The 17,965-nt window shown below is 71.1% G+C and carries 15 protein-coding genes and 1 pseudogene; 6 read left to right on the plus strand and 10 right to left on the minus strand.

Features of this window, described 5'->3' with window-relative positions; all coding sequences use genetic code 11:
* Nucleotides 1–7: 7 nt before the first annotated feature.
* The 4 genes and pseudogenes from BIV24_RS06610 to BIV24_RS06625 all read right to left on the minus strand — a co-directional run bounded on the left by BIV24_RS06610 (nt 8) and on the right by BIV24_RS06625 (nt 4,879).
* Nucleotides 8–1,225 carry an MFS transporter gene (locus tag BIV24_RS06610; protein WP_071365210.1) on the minus strand — a complete coding sequence of 406 codons (1,218 nt, stop codon included), beginning with the start codon at nt 1,223–1,225 and terminating at the stop codon, nt 8–10.
* 122 nt (nt 1,226–1,347) lie between these two features.
* A pseudogene (locus BIV24_RS06615) lies at nt 1,348–2,311 on the minus strand (endonuclease/exonuclease/phosphatase family protein).
* 257 nt (nt 2,312–2,568) lie between these two features.
* Entirely contained in the window at nt 2,569–3,189 is a 621-nt protein-coding gene (locus tag BIV24_RS06620) for a TetR/AcrR family transcriptional regulator (protein ID WP_071365212.1), read from the minus strand.
* A 97-nt stretch (nt 3,190–3,286) separates the two neighbouring features.
* On the minus strand, nt 3,287–4,879 hold the full coding sequence (locus BIV24_RS06625) for an MFS transporter (protein ID WP_071365213.1): 1,593 nt from the start codon (nt 4,877–4,879) through the stop codon (nt 3,287–3,289).
* A 209-nt stretch (nt 4,880–5,088) separates the two neighbouring features.
* On the opposite strand from BIV24_RS06625, the gene panB reads away from it, so the two are divergent.
* The 3 genes from panB (at nt 5,089) to BIV24_RS06640 (ending at nt 8,034) form a co-directional block, all read left to right on the plus strand.
* Nucleotides 5,089–5,976: a 3-methyl-2-oxobutanoate hydroxymethyltransferase gene (gene panB / locus BIV24_RS06630; protein ID WP_071365214.1), complete on the plus strand. Its 888-nt coding sequence runs from the start codon at nt 5,089–5,091 to the stop codon at nt 5,974–5,976.
* A 208-nt stretch (nt 5,977–6,184) separates the two neighbouring features.
* Nucleotides 6,185–7,216 (plus strand): ATP-binding cassette domain-containing protein, encoded by a 1,032-nt coding sequence (locus tag BIV24_RS06635; RefSeq protein WP_071365234.1) that lies wholly within the window; start codon nt 6,185–6,187, stop codon nt 7,214–7,216.
* Entirely contained in the window at nt 7,213–8,034 is an 822-nt protein-coding gene (locus BIV24_RS06640) for an ABC transporter permease (protein ID WP_071365215.1), read from the plus strand. The genes BIV24_RS06635 and BIV24_RS06640 overlap by 4 nt, the downstream gene beginning before the upstream one ends.
* 34 nt (nt 8,035–8,068) lie before the next feature.
* Here the strand turns inward: BIV24_RS06640 and BIV24_RS06645 are convergent, their stop codons facing one another.
* A complete protein-coding gene (locus BIV24_RS06645; RefSeq protein ID WP_071365216.1) occupies nt 8,069–11,374 on the minus strand; it encodes an AfsR/SARP family transcriptional regulator in 3,306 nt (1,101 codons plus the stop codon).
* Between the two features lie 152 nt (nt 11,375–11,526).
* On the opposite strand from BIV24_RS06645, the gene BIV24_RS06650 reads away from it, so the two are divergent.
* Nucleotides 11,527–12,357, plus strand: coding sequence for a site-2 protease family protein (locus BIV24_RS06650; protein ID WP_071365217.1), 831 nt, complete (start codon nt 11,527–11,529; stop codon nt 12,355–12,357).
* 74 nt (nt 12,358–12,431) lie between these two features.
* On the opposite strand, the gene BIV24_RS06655 is transcribed toward BIV24_RS06650, so the two are convergent.
* A complete protein-coding gene (locus BIV24_RS06655) occupies nt 12,432–12,617 on the minus strand; it encodes a hypothetical protein (RefSeq protein WP_071365218.1) in 186 nt (61 codons plus the stop codon).
* A gap of 63 nt (nt 12,618–12,680) precedes the next feature.
* The gene (gene npdG / locus BIV24_RS06660; protein WP_071365219.1) at nt 12,681–13,385 is read right to left on the minus strand and encodes an NADPH-dependent F420 reductase; all 705 of its coding nucleotides are present in this window, start codon (nt 13,383–13,385) and stop codon (nt 12,681–12,683) included.
* A 222-nt stretch (nt 13,386–13,607) separates the two neighbouring features.
* Here npdG and BIV24_RS06665 point away from each other — a divergent pair, with 222 nt between their 5' ends.
* On the plus strand, nt 13,608–14,864 hold the full coding sequence (locus tag BIV24_RS06665; protein WP_071365235.1) for an MFS transporter: 1,257 nt from the start codon (nt 13,608–13,610) through the stop codon (nt 14,862–14,864).
* Nucleotides 14,865–14,920: 56 nt separating this feature from the next.
* On the opposite strand, the gene BIV24_RS06670 is transcribed toward BIV24_RS06665, so the two are convergent.
* Nucleotides 14,921–15,154 carry a hypothetical protein gene (locus BIV24_RS06670; RefSeq protein ID WP_071365220.1) on the minus strand — a complete coding sequence of 78 codons (234 nt, stop codon included), beginning with the start codon at nt 15,152–15,154 and terminating at the stop codon, nt 14,921–14,923.
* Between the two features lie 58 nt (nt 15,155–15,212).
* Here BIV24_RS06670 and map point away from each other — a divergent pair, with 58 nt between their 5' ends.
* A complete protein-coding gene (gene map, locus BIV24_RS06675; protein WP_071365221.1) occupies nt 15,213–16,070 on the plus strand; it encodes a type I methionyl aminopeptidase in 858 nt (285 codons plus the stop codon).
* A gap of 25 nt (nt 16,071–16,095) precedes the next feature.
* Here the strand turns inward: map and BIV24_RS06680 are convergent, their stop codons facing one another.
* Nucleotides 16,096–16,827, minus strand: coding sequence for a DUF4097 family beta strand repeat-containing protein (locus tag BIV24_RS06680; RefSeq protein WP_071365222.1), 732 nt, complete (start codon nt 16,825–16,827; stop codon nt 16,096–16,098).
* Nucleotides 16,828–17,006: 179 nt separating this feature from the next.
* The coding region (locus BIV24_RS06685) for an IS200/IS605 family accessory protein TnpB-related protein (RefSeq protein WP_143064567.1) at nt 17,007–17,965 on the minus strand (959 nt) is incomplete at its 5' end.

Below are 17,965 nucleotides of genomic sequence, written 5' to 3' on the forward strand. Positions count from 1 at the left end.
TGGGGGCTCAGCCGCGCAGGCTCTCCGCGGACTCCGGGACATGCGCCGCCACCAGCCGTTCCTGCCCGGCCTGCGGAGCAGCCCCGCGGTCGACCGCGTACGCGACGCCCGCCACCGCCAGCCCCAGCACCGCCAGCCCCGCGCCCGCGACCGCCGGGGAGGTGACCGAGAAGCCCGCGGCCAGTGCGAGCCCGCCGATCCAGGCGCCGCCCGCGTTCGCCAGGTTGAAGGCAGCCTGGTTCGCCGAGGACGCCAGCGACGGGGCCGCCGACGCCTTCTCCATGACCATCAGCTGCAGCGGCGAGCCGGTGATGAACGCCGCCGTGCCCACCAGCGTCACCGCCACGGCCGCGCTCCACTCGGCGCCCATGAGCAGCGGGAACAGGGACAGCACCACCGCCAGCGAGGTCAGGCCGCCGAACAGCGTGCCCCGCAGCGAGTGGTCCGCCAGCCGGCCGCCGACGAGGTTGCCGATCGTCGCGCCGACCCCGAACAGGGCCAGCAGCAGGGTGACACTGCCCTCCGCGTACCCCGCCGCGTCCGTCAGCATCGGCGCCACATAGCTGTACGCCGAGAACAGCGCCCCGAAGCCCGCCACCGTCGTACCCAACGCCAGCCAGACCGGCAGTGAGCGCAGGGCCGCCAGCTCGCCCCGCAGACCGACGGCCGGGATGTCGGTGTGGACCCTCGGGATCAGGAGGAAGAGGGAGGCGATCGCGGCCACGCCGATGGCACTCACGCCCAGGAACGCGACCCGCCAGCCCAGGTGCTGGCCCGTCAGCGTCGCCACCGGCACGCCCGCGACGTTCGCGATCGTCAGTCCGAGGAACATCAGCGAGACCGAGCGGGCCTTGCGCTCGGGCGCGACCAGGTTCGTGGCGACGACCGCGCCGACCCCGAAGAACGCCCCGTGCGGCAGACCGCTCAGGAAGCGCGCGGCCAGCAGCCAGTGGTAGCCGGGGGCGAGGCCGGACAGCGCGTTGCCCAGCACGAACAGGACCATCAGTCCGATCAGGACCGTACGGCGGGACATCCGGGCCGTGACCGCGGCGAGCAGCGGCGCGCCGATCACCACGCCCAGCGCGTACGCCGAGACCAGATGCCCGGCGGCGGGGATGGATATGTGCAGGTCGTTCGCGACGTTGGGCAGCAGGCCCATCATCACGAACTCGGTGGTGCCTATGCCGAAGGCGCCCACGGCGAGGGCGAGCAGGGCCAGGGGCATGAAGGGCCTTGCCTTTCAGGAGCGGGGTTCCGCTTCATCATATGTTCGACTGCGGAACAAACCATGGCAGGCCCGGTGTTCCGGGAGGTGAAGGCACGGTTACCGGCACAAGGCCGCGCCGGTCAGGACGCGGAGGGGGCGAACTTCACCCGTGCCGCGACCGGCAGGTGGTCGCTTCCCGTCCGTGGCAGGGTCCACGAGCTTACCGGCTCGACGTCCCTGACCATGATCTGGTCGATGCGCGCCATCGGGAACGACGCCGGCCAGCTGAACCCGAAGCCACTGCCCGCCGCGCCCTGCGTGGAGCGCATCTGCGAGGTGACGGCGTTGAGCGAGCGGTCGTTCATGGTGCCGTTCAGATCGCCGAGCAGGATCACCCGGTTCAGTTTCTCGTCGGCGATGGCCTCGCCGAGCGCGTCCGCGCTGGTGTCCCGCTGCCGGGCGGTGAACCCGGCCTCCAGCTTCACCCGCACCGAGGGCATGTGGGCGACGTAGACGGCGACCTTCCCCTCCGGTGTGGTCAGGGTGGCCCGCATCGCCCGCTTCCAGCCCAGCTTGATGTCGACGGCCTCGACACCGGTCATCGGGTACTTGCTCCACAGGGCGACGGTACCGACGACCGCGTGGTACGGGTACGCCGGCGCCAGCGCCTTCTCGTACACCGGGACCGCGGACGCCGTCAGCTCCTCCAGGGCCAGCACCTGCGCCCCGGACGCGGCCACGTCACGGGCGGTGCCGACGGGGTCGGGGTTCTCGGCGTTCACGTTGTGCGTGGCGACCATCAGGTCGCCACCGCCGCCGGTCTTGTCGCCGAGCAGCCCGCCGAAGAGGTTCAGCCAGATCGCCGCCGGCAGCAGGACGGCGACCAGCGCGGTCGCCGACCTCCTCACCAGCGCGAGGAGCAGCAGCAGGGGGACGAGAACGACCCCGAGCCAGGGCAGGAACGTCTCGGTGAGGCTGCCGAGGTTGCCGACCCGGTTGGGGATCTGGGCGTGCAGCAGCATCACCAGCCCGACGATCACCGCGAGGACGGCCACAACGGTTCCGCGGCGCCAGATGCCGCGGTCGCCGCGCAGACCGTCGCACAGGCGCCGGAGCCGGGATCCTCGGCGGTCCGGTCCCGAGCCGCCGCTGCCCGTCTCCGTCATGTACGCCTGCGCCATACCGTCGCCTCACAGCCTGCCGTGCACACCGTCGTCTCCCCGCGGTACGACCCTAGGGGATGATCGGTTCCGTTCCTGCCGCCCCATGACGGCCGTACGGGCACAAGGACGACGAAGACGGCGCAGGAAGTTCCACACGGGCACACGAGCGGACCTTCTGTGACGAAACGCGTACACGGCCTACCGGCTGACGGGTCGTAGCCCTTCCAGCACCGTGTCGACGATCCGCTCGGCGAGGCCCTCCTCCAGCCCGGCGTCGGGGCGCAGAACGGAGCGTACGAGCATGGGGCCGACGAGGATGTCGTTCATCAGTTCCACGTCCACGTCCTGACGCAGTTCGCCGTTCTTCTGCCCGCGGCGCAGGACGTCGAGCCCGAGCCGGCGCCGGGGGGCGACGACGCACGCGTGGTACGCGGACCAGATCTTGGGGTTGCTCTTCATCTGGACGTGCGCGTTGTGCAGGATCGCCGAGGTGCGGCTGGCCAGCCCGCGCTGCCGCAGCGACTCCAGGAGCACCACGAGGTCGTCGCGCATCGAGGTGCCGGGCAGTTCGGGGTCCCCGGGCTCGGCCGAGCGCACGGCGTCGATGAAGAGGTCGTCCTTGTTGCTCCAGCGGCGGTAGATGGTGGCCTTGCCGACGCCGGCGGTGCGGGCGATGCGCTCTATCGAGAGGTCCGCGAGGGGGACGCCGTCCTCGATGAGCTTCATCACACCGTCGATGATGGCCCGTTCGACGGCCTCGCTGCGGGGGCGTCCGCGTACGGGGCAGTCCTGCTGGGGCCGGCTGTCGGCGAGGCTCACGTTCCGCTCCGTCCTTGCTGCGCTGGGATGGATGATTCTTCCCGCTGTGCGCGGTGCCGGACACCCCGCCCCCCGAGTGTCCGGCCCAGGCATGCCGTCAGTGATCCGCCGTCACCGACTCCGCCTCTTCCTGGTCCGCCTGCGGTGCGGGCTGCTTGCCGGGCAGGTACAGCGCCACCACGATCGCGCCGAGCAACGCCACGCCCGCGCCCCACAGCGCCGTGGTGTGCATCGCGTGCAGGAACGCGTCGTTGGCGGGGGCGACCAGGGCCTTGCCGTTCGGGCCGAGCTGCGCGGCCACACCGAGCGTCGCCTCGATCGACTCGCCCGCGGTGTGGCGGACGCCGGCCGGGAGGAAGGCGAGCTTGTCCTGGACGCCGTTGCGGTACGCCGTCGACAGGACCGAGCCGAGCACCGCGATGCCCAGCGCGCCGCCGACCTGGCGGAAGGTGTTGCTGAGCGCGGACGCGGAGCCCGCCTTCTCACGGGGCAGCGCCTGCATGATGACCACGCTGGTCGGGGTCATGATGTGGGCCATGCCGGTGCCCATGAGGAAGAAGATGACCTCGAGGATCCAGATCGGCGTGTCCGCCTTCAGGGTGGCGAACGAGGCGAGCATCGCGCCGACGACGACCATGCCGGCGGTCGTCGTGGCCTTGTTGCCGAACCGTTCGACCACCAGTCGGGCGCGCGGCGCGAAGATCATCTGCGCGGCGGCCAGCGGCAGCATCAGCAGGCCGGTCTGCAGCGGCGTGTACCCGCGCACGCTCTGGGTGTAGAAGACGGAGAAGAAGGTCACGCCCATCAGCGCGAAGAAGACCAGCGCGATCGCGGTGATGGCAGCGGAGAAGACCTTGTTCTTGAAGTACGTGACGTCGATGGACGGGTGGTCGCTGCGCTTCTCGTACACCACGAAGAACGCGAGCACGGCGAGACCGGCGGCGATGGTGGCGAGGACCGTGGCATCGGTGAAGTCGGCCAGCTGGCCACCCTTGATGATGCCGTAGACGAGCAGGACCAGGCCGATGACCGACAGGACGACACCGACGGGGTCGATGTGGCCGGGGTTGGGGTCGCGGGAGTCGGGGACCAGCCAGACCATCAGGATCAGCGCGGCGATCACGATGGGCACGTTGACCAGGAAGACGGAGCCCCACCAGAAGTGGTCGAGGAGCACTCCGCCGGTGATCGGTCCGATGGCGATGGCGAGGCCGACGCCGCCGGCCCATATGCCGATGGCCTTGGGCTGCTCGTCGCGCTCGAAGACGTTCATCAGGACGGCGAGCGTCGCCGGCATCACGAAGGCGGCACCGAGGCCCATGACCGCGCGGAACGCGATGAGCTGGCCCGGCGAGCCGGACTCGGCCGCGAGCGCCGACCCCACGCCGAACACGGCGAGACCGGCCAGCAGCATCTTCTTGCGACCCAGGCGGTCACCGAGCAGGCCCGCGGTGAACAGCAGCCCGGCGAAGACGAGCGTGTAGGCGTTGATGGCCCATTCCAGCTCGCTCTGCGTGGCGCCCAATCCGGTCGGGGCCGGGGTGGAGATGGTCTTGATGGCGACGTTGAGGATGGAGTTGTCGAGCACCACGATCAGCAGGCTGAGCATCAGCACACCGAGGATGGCCCACCGGCGCCGGTGCACCGCCTCGGGGACCCGGCGTTCGGCAGAGGCAGCAAGAGATGTCATGGCACTGAGCCTAGAAGCATTTCGATACGGAACCGTCTCGTATCGAAATTCTTTACTGAGGCCTTACGAACGCCCGTACGGGAGGGCCGGAGGAGGGCCGTGAGCCGCGTCCCGTCCCCGCCCTAGCCGCGCATGGCACGAAGTGCCACCATGGGGTTGATCCGGGGACGCCGTCAGGGCGCCTCGAGATGACAGAAGGAGCCGTTGCGATGACGCAGCTTCCGGCTGCCCAGGGGCAGCCCGCTCAGAGTGCGCTCAAGCCGTCCGACAGCAGCAAGGCGCTGTACGGGGGAAAGAGCACCCGCCGCATCACCGTACGCGACATCACCGCCGCCAAGGAGCGCGGCGAGAAGTGGCCCATGCTCACCGCCTACGACGCGATGACCGCGTCCGTGTTCGACGAGGCCGGTATCCCGGTCATGCTCGTCGGCGACTCGGCGGGCAACTGCCACCTCGGGTACGAGACCACCGTTCCCGTCACCCTCGACGAGATGACCATGCTGTCCGCCGCGGTCGTCCGGGGCACCCAGCGCGCCCTGATCGTCGCCGACCTGCCCTTCGGCTCGTACCAGGAGGGCCCGGTGCAGGCGCTGCGCTCGGCCACCCGCCTGGTGAAGGAGGCCGGGGTCGGCGCCGTGAAGCTGGAGGGCGGTGAGCGCTCGCACCGCCAGATCGAGCTGCTGGTGGAGTCCGGCATCCCGGTCATGGCGCACATCGGTCTGACCCCGCAGTCGGTCAACGCCATGGGCTACCGCGTGCAGGGGCGCGGCGAGGAGGCCGCGGCGCAACTGCTGCGGGACGCCAAGGCCGTGCAGGACGCGGGCGCGTTCGCCGTCGTCCTGGAACTGGTCCCGGCGGAACTGGCCGCCGAGGTCACCCGCACGCTGCACATCCCGACGGTCGGCATCGGCGCGGGCCCGGACACGGACGCCCAGGTCCTGGTGTGGACCGACATGCTGGGGCTGACCGGTGGCCGGGTGCCGAAGTTCGTGAAGAAGTACGCGGACCTGCGGCAGGTCATGGGCGACGCGGCGAAGGCGTTCGCCGAGGACGTCGTGGGCGGAACGTTCCCCCTTGAGGAGCACTCGGTGCACTGAGTGCACTGCCGGGTGCGGTAGCCGACACACTGCGCGCCGCTTGTCGCCGGCCGCGCGGTTCCCCCGCCCCTCACGGGGCCGCAGCAGCCCGCCGATCTTCCCCCGTCGGCGGGCTGCTCGCCGTTGTGTCGGCGGTGTGCCGGTGGTTCATCGGCGCTGTAGGCGGCCTGTCGGCGGTTTGTCGGTGGCGGCTGGCACCGTGGTCGGCATGACGCGCATCGACAAGAATCCCCACGACGCCGCATCGGACGCGGCCGTCACGGTACGGGGGCTGGTCAAGCACTACGGCGAGACGAAGGCACTGGACGGCGTCGACCTCGACGTGCGCGAGGGCACGGTCCTCGGTGTGCTCGGGCCGAACGGCGCCGGCAAGACCACCCTGGTCCGCTGTCTGTCCACCCTCATCACCCCGGACGCCGGCCAGGCGACGGTCGCCGGCTACGACGTCGTCCGCCAGCCCCGCCAGACCCGGCGCGTGATCGGCCTCACCGGCCAGTACGCCTCGGTCGACGAGAAACTCTCCGGGTACGAGAACCTGTACATGATCGGCCGGCTCCTCGACCTGCCCCGCAAGGAGGCCCGCGCCCGGGCCGACGGGCTCCTGGAGCGGTTCTCGCTCACCGAGGCGGCCAAGCGCCCGGCGTCCACGTACTCCGGCGGTATGCGGCGGCGCCTCGACCTCGCCGCCTCCATGATCGGGCACCCCGCCGTGCTGTATCTGGACGAGCCGACCACCGGCCTGGACCCGCGGACGCGGAACGAGGTGTGGACGGAGATCAAGCGGATGGTCGCCGAGGGCGCGACGGTGCTGCTCACCACCCAGTACATGGAGGAGGCCGAGCAGTTGGCCTCCGAGCTGACCGTCATCGACCGCGGCAAGGTCGTCGCGGGCGGCCGCGTCGACGAGCTGAAGGCCAGGGTCGGCGGCCGTACGCTGCGCATCCGCCCGGCCGACCCGCAGGAGCTCGGCCCGACGGCCACGGCGCTCGACGAGTTCGGCCTCACCGGACCCGGCAACGCGACCGTGGACACCGGGACCGGCACCGTCCTGGTGCCGATCCTCAGCGACGAGCAGCTGACCGCGGTGGTCGGCGCGCTCACCGCCCGCGGCATCACGCTCGCCGACATCGCCACCGAACTGCCCAGCCTGGACGAGGTGTTCCTGTCCCTGACCGGCCACAAGGCCAGTGCCCCGCAGGACGTCACGCCCGCCGACTCCCGCGAGGAGGTCGCCGTATGAGTGCCACGGCCATCGCCACCCCCGTCGCCGACGCCGACGCCCGGATCACGCTGCGCGGGCATCTGCGGCACACCGGCGCACTCATCCGGCGCAATCTGCTCTGGATCCGCCAGGACCCCGAGTCGATGTTCGACGCGCTGTTCATGCCGATCGTCTTCACGCTGCTGTTCGTGTACGTCTTCGGCGGCTCGATCGGCCTGGCGCTGGGCGGTGGCCAGGAGCAGTACGTGCAGTACGTCATCCCCGGCATGTTGGCGATGATGAGCATGACCCTCTCGCAGGGTGTCGGCACCGGGTTCAGCCAGGACTTCAACAGCGGTGTCATGGACCGTTTCCGCTCGCTGCCGATCGGACGCGGGTCCGTGCTGTTCGCGAAGATCGCCGTGGAGCTGGCCCGGATGCTGTTCGCCACGGCCGTCCTGATGGTCGTCGCCGTCCTGGTCGGGTTCCACATCCACCACTGGGCCGGCCTGTTCGCGACCGTGGGCCTGTCGGCGGTGTTCGCCTCCTCGATCATGTGGGTGTTCCTCACCCTCGGCGTGACGCTGAAGAACGCGCAGTCGGTGCAGGCGATGGGCTTCCTGGTGCTGTTCCCGCTGCAGTTCGGCTCCTCGATCTTCGCGCCGACGAACTCGATGCCCGGCTGGCTGCGGCACTTCACCGACTACAACCCGCTGTCCACGCTCGCGGACGCGGCCCGGGGGCTGATGGTGGGCGGCCCGGTCGCGCACGATCTGTGGGTGACGGTGGTCTGGTCGGTGGCGATCACGGCGGTCGCAGCGCCCATCGCCATCCGCAAGTACACCAGGAAGACCTGACCCCGGCACGGGGCACCAGCACCGCCGGTCCGCGTCAGACGAGGGCGACGGCCTCCTCCAGCGAGAGTCCGTCGCCCTCCGCGTAGGCGGCCTCGTACACGGCGTCGCCCAGCGCGGCGCGGGCCGCCGCCTCCGCCTTGGCGCGGGCCTCGCGTTCCGCCGGGGTCTCGACGTGGCCGGGCGGCAGCAGACGGTCGGCGGCGGCCAGGCAGCGGGCCGCGTCGCGGGCGCGGAGCCCGCCGTCCATGCCGGTGAGCACGATCGCGGCAATGACGAGGTGGACGGAGGGCATGTGCGGCGCGATCATCTGGGTCATCCGGTCCTCGGCCCACGCGAGCGACTTGCGCACCTTGGCCAGGGCTTCGGGATACCGCTCGTCCACCGTGTCCAGCCAGGCTTCCACGCCGAGCACCAGGCCCTCGAAGACCACGAAACCGATCGCCTTGAAGTCCCTGCGCAGCAACCGGATCTGCTCACGCGCCTCGGCCACCCGGTCGGTGCGGCTGAGCCACATCGCCAGGAAGATCCGGGCGGCGGGCATGGCGCCGCTGAACCAGCTGTGGTCCTCCTCGACGACCTGGCGCAGCAGCCGCTCGCCCCTTTCGCTCTCCCCCGCGTCGAGCAGGACACTGCCGAGGCGGGCGACGAGCACGGCCGTCTGGGAGCGGGCGCCGAGCTGTTCGGCGTACTCCCGGGCGGCCTCGTAGTCGGCTGCCGCGAGCAGGTACTCACCGCACCGTTCACGGGCCTCGCCACGGGCGGACAGGGCCTCGGCCACGCCCCAGGCGTCCCCGATCCGACGGAAGATCTCCAGTGCGTCGTCGGCGTCCCGGCTCGCGTCCCCCGCCCAGCGGCTGCGGTTGGCGAGGATGTTCGCCCGTACCTGCAGGCACTGGGCCAGCTCCCAGGTGTAGCCGCGTTCACGGCAGGTGCGGACGGTCTCGTCGAAGACCGCGCGCATACGGTCCACGTCGGCGGTGAGCAGCACGGCGAAGAACCACAGGAAGCCGGGCATGCGGCAGGTCTGCGGCTGGCCGGGGCGGTAGGTCTCGCTGATGACGCGCAGCTTCTCCTTGGCCTCGGCCGTCTCCCACGCCGAAGGGTCCATGTCCATGCAGGCGAGGTGGAAGAGATGGGCGCCGCGGCGGGCCTCGTCGAGGATCTCCGGGCGCATCGGCGGCGGGCTGTCGGTGCACTTCTCGCGGAGGTCGGGCACCTCTCGGGCGGGCGAGGTGAAGGGATCGGGGCCGAGGGCGATGACGGCGTTCGACCAGGCGCGGGCCTCGGTGCGCAGGTCCCGCATGTGCCAGTACCAGCCCAGCGAGTGCAGCAGGCAGAGCGCCTCCTGCTCGTCACCGGCAGCGACAGCGCGGCGCAGGGCGGTGCGCAGGTTCTCGTACTCCACCTGAAGCCGTTCGATCGCCGCGCGTTGGGCCGATGAGCGCAGCAACGGGTCGGTGGTGCGGGCGAGTTCGCGGTAGTACGTGAGGTGGGCGCGCTCGGCGTCGGGCCGCTCACCGGACTCGTCGAGCCGCTCGCCCGCGTACTCGGCGACGGTCTCCAGGAGCCGGTAGCGCATCTCCCCGTCGCCCGAAGGGGTCGCCACCACCAGGGACTTGTCGACGAGGGAGCCGAGCCCTTCCAGTGCGGCGGGCCCGCACACTGCCTCGGCTGCGGCCAGGTCGCAGCCGCTGGCGAAGACGGACATCCGGCGCAGCACCGAGCGTTCGTCGGCGTCCAGGAGGTCCCAGGACCAGTCGACGACGGCCCGCAGGGTCTGCTGCCGGGGCAGCAGGGTGCGGGCGCCGGAGGTGAGCAGCCTGAAGCGGTCGTCGAGCCGGTCGGCGATCTGGCGCAGCGACAGCATGCGGAGCCGGGCGGCGGCCAGTTCGATGGCGAGCGGAAGGCCGTCGAGGCGACGGCAGATCTCGGCGGCGGCCTCGGGGTCGTCCTGGACCCGGAAGCCCGGCCGGACGGCGGCACCGCGGTCGGCGAGCAGCTTCAGCGCGTACGGCTGCGGCAGCGGCTCGACCGGACGCAGCAACTCCCCCTGTACGCCGAGAGGTTCACGGCTGGTGGCGAGGACCGTCAGACCGGGGCAGCGTTCGAGGAGGTGCTCGACGAGCCGGGCGGCCGCGTCCACGACGTGTTCGCAGTTGTCGAGGATGAGCAGCATGCGGCGCCGCAGGCAGTGCTCGGCGAGCCGGACGAGGGGGTCGTCGTGCCGGTCGGCGACGGCACGCATCTCCTCGGCGCCGGCACCGCGCAGCACGGTCTCGCGCGCCCCGACGGCGGTGAGCACGGCCTCGGGCACGGCGTCCGGGTCGTCGACCGGCGCCAGTTCGGCCATCCACACTCCGTCCGGCGCCGTGTGCGCCACGGCCTCGGCGGCCTCCTGCGACAGCCGCGTCTTGCCGGCGCCGCCCGGCCCGAGCAGGGTGACCAGCCGGGCGGCGGCGAGGTCACCGCGGATGGCGCCGATGTCGGCGTCCCGTCCGACGAAGGAGGTCAGGCGGGCACGGAGGTTGCCGGGCGGCGGGGAGGCGACGGGTATGTCCGCACCGGGGGGCACCAGGGGGCGGGGGACGGCGGCAGGGACCGGCGCGGCTTGCGGGGCGTACAGCAACTCCCCGTGCAATGCCCGCAGTTCGGGCCCCGGATCCGAGCCGAGCCGGTCCGCGAGGAGTTGCCGTACGTCCTCGTACGCGGCCAGTGCCTCGGCAGGCCTGCCCGCGTCGCGCAGGGCGCGCAGGCGCAGCGCCTGGAGGGGCTCGTCCAGGGGGTGGAGGTCGCACAGGGCGGTCAGTTCGGGCAGGTGCTGCTCGCCGTGGCCGAGGGTGAGGGCCGCCGTGAGGCGGGCGCGGCGCACGTCGAGGCGGCGGGTCTCCCAGCGGGCCGCCTCGGCGGTGCGGTCGGGGAGGTCGGCGAGGGCGGGGCCGTGCCACAGGACGAGGGCGTCGTCGAGGACGACCGCCGCCTTCGCGGGGTCGCCGTCGTCCAGCGCGCGCAGACCCTCCCCGGCGAGCCGCTCAAAGCGGTGCAGGTCGATGCCGTCCGGTGCCGTGGCCAGCCGGTAGCCGCCGTCCGCGGACTCCACCGCCTCCGGCCCGAGCGTCCGGCGCAGCCGTCCGACCAGCGCCTGCAGGGCGCCCGTGGCGTCGGCGGGCGGGTCGCCGTCCCACACCTCGTCGACGAGGAGGGCGGCGGGGACGGTCCGACCGGCCCGCAGGGCGAGCACGGTCAGCAGGGCGCGCAGCCGCGCCCCGCCGACCGGGACGGGCGTGCCGTCGGCGTGGAATGCCTGGGTGGTGCCGAGGATCCGATAGCGCACGGGGGTCATTGTCTCCGGTGGCGTCAGTGCCGGTCACGGGATTCGGGCGGTGCGGCGGTCTCCGCGTACCCACCCTCTCCGGAACCGGTACCGTTCGCGAGACGTTTTCGAGGTATGCCCGCCACGGCCGGGCGGCCTCCGGCACGAGCCCAGGGAGTCCTATGACCACCGCCGCCACCCGGCGCAGCGACCGGAGGATCAGCCCCGTCTTCGTGGGGCTGCTGGCCGTGACGGCGGTCACCGGCTGGGCCACCTGGAGCGGCTTCGCCCAGGAGCCCGGCGTGGCCGTGTTCCTGTTCGTGACGAGCGCGTGGATCGTGTCGCTCTGCCTCCACGAGTACGCGCACGCGCGCACCGCACTGCTCGGCGGCGACATCACGGTCGGCGCCAAGGGCTACCTGAGCCTGAATCCTCTCGCCTACACACATGCCCTGCTGAGCATCGTCCTGCCGGTGATCTTCGTGATCATGGGCGGGATCGGTCTGCCGGGCGGCGCGGTCTTCATCGAGCGGAACCGCATCCGGGGCCGCTGGCGGCACAGCCTGATCTCGGCGGCGGGCCCGTTGACGAACGTGCTGTTCGCGGTGGTGTGCACGGCACCGTTCTGGCTGCACGCGCTGGACGGGGTGCCCTCGGACTTCCGGTACGCGCTCGCGTTCCTCGCGCTGCTCCAGGTCACCGCGGCGATCCTGAACTTCCTGCCGGTGCCCGGCCTGGACGGCTACGGGGTGATCGAGCCCTGGCTGCCGTACAGCGTGAAGCGGCAGGTGGAGCCGTTCGCCCCGTTCGGCCTGCTGTTCGTGTTCGCGTTGCTGTGGGTCCCGTCGGTCAACAGCGCCTTCTTCGATGTGATCAACGGGATCCTGGGCGGCCTGGGCATCGACGCACCCGACCACTATTGCGGCCACTACCTATACGACTATGTATTCAGGACGCTGTCCGGGGGTCTGTTCGGGGATGCTGCCCCCGCCCCCATGTGTACCGCGTCTTAGCCGCCCAGACATAACGAGCCCCGCTCACCTCCACAGGGGCCGCTTCTGGCAGGGCGCCAGCGAGTACTGCCAGGTCAGCCGGTGACGGACTGACCCTGGGCCGCCTTGCCGCGCCGCAGGTAGTACCAGGTCATGTTGGACGACAGGCCCGCGAGCAGCACCCAGACGATCCCCATCCAGCTGCCCTGGACGAACGACACGACCGCCGCGGCCACGGTGAGCAGGCAGGCGACCAGGGCGTAAAGGGCGAGGCGGGGCATGGGTACGGCTCCTGTCGGGGGACACTGCTACGACCGGTACGCCGACCAGTGTCCCCCATGGGCTCACACGTCGGTGATGCGGAGTCCCGCATGCGCCTTGTACCGGCGGTTCACGGAGATCAGGTTCGCCACGAGCGACTCCACCTGGTGGGCGTTGCGCAGCCGCCCCGCGAAGATGCCCCGCATGCCGGGGATCCGCCCGGCCAGTGCCTGCACGGTCTCGACGTCGGCGCGCTCCTCGCCAAGGACCATCACATCGGTGTCGATCTGGTCGAGTTCCGGGTCCTGCAGCAGGACGGCGGACAGATGGTGGAAGGCGGCGGTGACCCGCGAGTCCGGCAGCAGGGCCGCGGCCTGCTCGGCGGCGCTGCCCTCCTCCGGCTTGATCGCGTACGCGCCCTTCTTGTCGAAGCCGAGCGGGTTGACGCAGTCGACGACGAGCTTGCCGGCCAGTTCCGCCTGCAGGGACTCGAGCGTCTTGCCGTGTCCCTCCCACGGCACGGCGACGATCACGATGTCGCTGCGCCGGGCGGCCTCGGCGTTGTCAGCGCCCTCCACGCCGTGGCCGATCTCCTCGGCGGCGGCCTGGGCGCGCTCCGCGGCCCGCGAGCCGATGATCACCTTCTGGCCGGCCCGGGCGAGCCGGTAGGCGAGGCCCTTGCCCTGCGGGCCGGTGCCGCCGAGCACGCCGACGACGAGCCCGGAGACGTCGGGAAGGTCCCAGGGGTCCTTGGCAGGGGCCTTCTGTGCACTGTCGGTTGAGGTCATGGGCCGACTCTACGTGCGCACTCGACCCCGCGCTCCGCGCCGTCGGGTGAGGACGGCCACGGGGAGCCCGGGAAAACCGATTGCCCCGGGCCGCTGGTCGGCTCAGCATGGCCATTCGTGACCGAGGACACCAACGCCGGCCGTGTGTCAGGCTCCGTACCGGCCGGAGAGGATGCCGCGGACGCGCCGTCCCCCGACGGCTCCCGCTCCCTGCTGCGCGCGATGCTTCCCGACCTCGCGCCCTGGCGCTCGTCGGCGGACTTCCGGCGGCTGTGGCTGGCCGGGCTGATCACCAACTTCGGCACCTTCCTCACCTTCGTGGCGGTGCCGGTGCAGTTGAAGGAGCTCACCGGCTCGACGGCGGCCGTGGGCGCGGTCGGTGCCGTCGAGCTGATACCGCTGATCGTCTTCGGTCTGTACGGTGGCGCGCTCGCCGACGCGTACGACAAGCGGAAGCTGATCCTGTCCACCGAGGCCGGGCAGGGTCTGCTGTCCGGCGTGCTCCTGGTGAACGCGCTGCTGCCCGAGCCCGCGGTCTGGCCCGTGTACGTCGTCGCGGCTCTCTCCGCCGCCCTCGGCGCCGTCCAGCGGCCCGCGCTCGACGCCCTCATCCCGCGGATCGTGGCGCACGAGCATCTTCCGGCCGCGGCCTCGCTCAACTCGCTGCGCTGGACGGTCGGCGGGGTCGCGGGCCCGGCGCTGGCGGGTGTGGTCGTCGCGTACGCCGGGCTCGGCGCTGCGTACGGCGCCGACGTCCTGACCTTCGTGGTGTCGCTCGCGCTCGGCCTGGGGCTGGCCGCCTCCCCCGCTTCCGACAAGGCCGCAAAGCCGTCGCTGCGGTCGATCACTCAGGGCGCGCGGTACGCGTGGGGCCGCAAGGAGCTCCTCGGCACCTACGCCGTCGACCTGGCCGCGATGTTCTTCGCGATGCCGCTGGCGGTCCTGCCGTTCCTCGCGGACGAGCTGGGGGCCGAGTGGTCGCTGGGGCTGATGTACGCGAGCATTCCGGCCGGCTCGCTGCTCGTGTCGCTCACGAGCGGGTGGACGTCGCGGATCCACCGGCACGGACGGATGGTGGTGCTCGCCGCGGCCGGGTGGGGGCTCGCGATCGCCGCGGCGGGGGTCGTGGGGAACATCTGGCTGGTGCTGCTCTTCCTCGCGCTCGGGGGCTGCTTCGACATGATCAGCGGGATCTTCCGGGGCGCGATGTGGAACCAGACGATCCCGGACGAGCTACGCGGCCGTCTGGCCGGTATCGAGCTGCTGTCGTACTCGGTGGGCCCGCAGCTGGGACAGGTCCGGTCGGGCGGCATGGCGGCGTGGACGGGCGTGCGCACCTCGGTGTGGTCGGGCGGTCTGCTGTGCACGGGTGCGGTGGCCCTGCTGGCACTGTGCCTGCCGGCCCTGATGAGCTACGACAACCGCACGAACGAGCACGCGGTACGGACGCGGGCGGAGCGGGAGCGGGCGGCGGACTGAGCGGCCGGAGGGGTTTGCCACCGCCGCCCCGTCCCTGGGGGCTCCGCCCCCCCCGCTCAGTCCTCTTCCCGTTCACCCGCCGGAGGGACGTCGTGCCACCGGGGATCCGTCTCCCACTCCAGGTTCCGCTCGCGCGCCGTCTCCATCGCGCGCTCCGCTTCCGCCCGGGACGCGTACGGCCCGAACCGGTCCTTGGCGGGACATTCGGGGCCCTCCTCGACCTTCTGATGCTCCAGGCAGTAGTACCATTCGCCCGGCTTTCCCGCGGTCCGCTTCTTGAACAGGGCCATGACCAGCTCCTCTCACCACGGACATGTTCCCCCATCGTCCCTGGATAGACTCGCTGTCATGTCTGGCCAGTCACTGCTCGCTCCCGGGGAGCTGTCCCCGCCCCGTTCCGTGCCGGGGAACATCCGTCGCCCCGAGTACGTCGGCAAGCCCTCGCCGAAGCCGTACACCGGCCCCGAGGTGCAGTCCCCCGAGACCGTCGAGGCGATGCGGATCGCCGGGCGGATCGCCGCGCAGGCGATGGCGGAGGCGGCCAAGCGCATCGCGCCGGGCGTGACCACGGACGAGCTGGACCGGGTGGCGCACGAGTACATGTGCGACCACGGCGCCTATCCCTCGACGCTCGGCTACCGCGGCTTCCCGAAGTCGCTGTGCTCGTCGGTCAACGAGGTGATCTGCCACGGCATTCCGGACTCGACGGTGCTGCGGGACGGCGACATCATCAACCTGGACGTGACGGCGTACATCGGCGGCGTCCACGGCGACAACAACGCCACGTACCTCGTCGGGGAGGTCGACGAGGAGTCCCGGCTGCTGGTCGAGCGCACCCGCGAGTCCCTCAACCGCGCCATCAAGGCCGTCAGGCCCGGCCGCCAGATCAACGTCGTCGGCCGGGTCATCGAGTCCTACGCCAAGCGCTTCGGCTACGGCGTGGTCCGCGACTTCACCGGCCACGGCATCAGCACGTCGTTCCACTCAGGCCTGATCGTGCCGCACTACGACAGCCCGCACGCCGCAACGGTCATGCGGCCCGGCATGACGTTCACGATCGAGCCGATGCTGACCCTCGGCACCTACGAGTACGACGTCTGGGACGACGGCTGGACGGTCGTCACCAAGGACCGCAAGCGCACGGCCCAGTTCGAGCACACGCTGGTGGTGACGGAGACGGGAGCGGAGATCTTGACGCTGCCGTAGGGCCGTGGTCGGCCCGCGCCGTCCATCAGGGGTGGTGGACGGCGATCTCCCCGTTGCTGGTGGTCAGGTCGAGCCGGTACCGACCCGACGGGTCGTCGGTCACATCAATGTTCTTGCTGCCGTTGCCGTTCTTGGCACTCACCCGGTAGCCGGCCTGGGGCACGGTCAGGTCGATGTGCCCATTGGACGTCTTGGCCCGCACGTCCTGGGGTGTGGCGAGGGACAGTTCGATCGCTCCGTTGGACGTCTTCGCCTGGAGCCGTCGGCCCGCGATGTTCCGCCCTCTGATACGTCCGTTGGAGGTCCGTGCCTCGACCGGGCCGGACACGTCGTTCATCTCGATCAGGCCGGAACTGGTGGCCACCTTCACCTCGCCCACCCGCGTCACGCTGACGGAGCCGCTGGATGTCTTGCCGCTCACCGGGATACCGGCGGGCACGTCGACGATGTAGGTCACCGAACAGTGGCTGCCACAGCCACCGAGGACGAGGACGCCGTCCTCGATCCGGTAGCTGGCGCCCTGCGGCCTGTCGCCCCGGTACGCGACGGTGCGGCGGAGCGACAACCTGCCGTTGCCCTTCGTTCCGTTCACCGTGGCACCGCCCGACCCGATCTCCAGCCGAACCGAGGTGATCTTCCCGGACAGCGTGCTGTCGTCCTGGAAGCTCTCCGCCTTCAGCTGATCGCACGCGGTCAGCCCACCGGCCGCGATTCCGGCCGCCACGACGATCGCGAGGCAGCGAAGCCGCTGACGCATGAATGTCCCCCGTTCTGGGCGCCGTCCGCGACAGGCCCGCAGAAATCGCTGTTCCGAGTTGTCCGGATCCAATGCCCAGCAAACTACTGCGAGTCCCGGTCACCCGTGATCGGGGTAAACCCCCAAACTGCCCCTTAAGGGCACCGTTCCTAATCAGTGAGCAGGAGTGAGTCTTGGGCTCAAACCTGGTCAACTGGCGCATCCCGAACGGTTGTGGATGCACTGGTCACCCGCGTTCGCGCCGCGTCCGGCGACACGGATCGTGTCCGTGGTCCGGGGATGCGGGGGCGGGTTTCCTCACGCCCGCGGGCTCCGTGTCCGGCCTGGGCGGTCCGATGCCCCACACGATCGCTCTGGTCGTGTGGGGGCGGTGCCGTCCGTCGCCGGACGCGGTGCCCGAGAGCGCGTCGTCCGATCGCGACTCCGGCGGCGTCGTGGCGGGTGATCTTACGGTTCTTGCTGCTGAGGGGCTTCTGCCAGTGCTCGGCGCCCCAGCGGGAGGTGTAGGCGGGGTCGACGACGACGATGCTGATGCCGAGTTCGGCGGCCATGGACACGAGCCGTGCCCGCAGCTTGGCGACGGGCATGCCGGAGATCAGCTTGCGGAATCGCTTCCTGCGGCCGTGCTTCTCCCGCGTCTTCTCCGCGCCGAAGTCCAGGTCTTCGATCGCGATGGAGACGCCTTCGCGCCGTGCCCAGTGAAGGAGGCGGGTGAGGGCGTGCCTCACCTGGGCGTCCCGGTAGGTGGCCGGCCCGTCGAGGTCGTAGAAGAACCGGCGGGGCTCACCCGTCGGGTTGCCGTGCTCATCCAGACGCCACGCTGCGAGGTGGTCGGCATTGGTGTCCACACCAATGAGCCCGTTCGCCCTGGCTACGTCCAGGGGAACGGCCTGGACCGGGGGGATCGTCCACGACGCGGTGAGGTACCAGCGGCCCCGGTCCACGTCCAGGTGGATGCGGTAGGCGACAGCACGGTTCGCCGATACACGGTCGGCCCATTCTTCGCCGCGGTGCCAAAAGCCGATCCGGCCGTCGAGCACGTACCGGCCGCGCGGGGCGTTGGCCAGGTGAGCCAGCGGAGCCGGGAGCTTGATGCCGACCTCGCCCTCGGAGCTGACGCGGATGGTTTCGTTCCCAA

The organism is Streptomyces colonosanans (assembly GCF_001866645.1).
Classification (GTDB): domain Bacteria; phylum Actinomycetota; class Actinomycetes; order Streptomycetales; family Streptomycetaceae; genus Streptomyces; species Streptomyces colonosanans.

Coding starts and splice junctions, on each gene's coding strand:
- BIV24_RS06610 (WP_071365210.1), bottom strand. CDS start 1,225: ATGCCCCTGGCCCTGCTCGCCCTCGCCGTGGGCGCCTTCGGCATAGGC.
- BIV24_RS06670 (WP_071365220.1), bottom strand. CDS start 15,154: ATGGCCCTGTTCAAGAAGCGGACCGCGGGAAAGCCGGGCGAATGGTAC.
- BIV24_RS06665 (WP_071365235.1), top strand. CDS start 13,608: ATGCTTCCCGACCTCGCGCCCTGGCGCTCGTCGGCGGACTTCCGGCGG.
- BIV24_RS06640 (WP_071365215.1), top strand. CDS start 7,213: ATGAGTGCCACGGCCATCGCCACCCCCGTCGCCGACGCCGACGCCCGG.
- BIV24_RS06680 (WP_071365222.1), bottom strand. CDS start 16,827: ATGCGTCAGCGGCTTCGCTGCCTCGCGATCGTCGTGGCGGCCGGAATC.
- BIV24_RS06635 (WP_071365234.1), top strand. CDS start 6,185: ATGACGCGCATCGACAAGAATCCCCACGACGCCGCATCGGACGCGGCC.
- npdG (WP_071365219.1), bottom strand. CDS start 13,385: ATGACCTCAACCGACAGTGCACAGAAGGCCCCTGCCAAGGACCCCTGG.
- BIV24_RS06655 (WP_071365218.1), bottom strand. CDS start 12,617: ATGCCCCGCCTCGCCCTTTACGCCCTGGTCGCCTGCCTGCTCACCGTG.
- panB (WP_071365214.1), top strand. CDS start 5,089: ATGACGCAGCTTCCGGCTGCCCAGGGGCAGCCCGCTCAGAGTGCGCTC.
- BIV24_RS06650 (WP_071365217.1), top strand. CDS start 11,527: ATGACCACCGCCGCCACCCGGCGCAGCGACCGGAGGATCAGCCCCGTC.
- BIV24_RS06625 (WP_071365213.1), bottom strand. CDS start 4,879: ATGACATCTCTTGCTGCCTCTGCCGAACGCCGGGTCCCCGAGGCGGTG.
- map (WP_071365221.1), top strand. CDS start 15,213: ATGTCTGGCCAGTCACTGCTCGCTCCCGGGGAGCTGTCCCCGCCCCGT.
- BIV24_RS06645 (WP_071365216.1), bottom strand. CDS start 11,374: ATGACCCCCGTGCGCTATCGGATCCTCGGCACCACCCAGGCATTCCAC.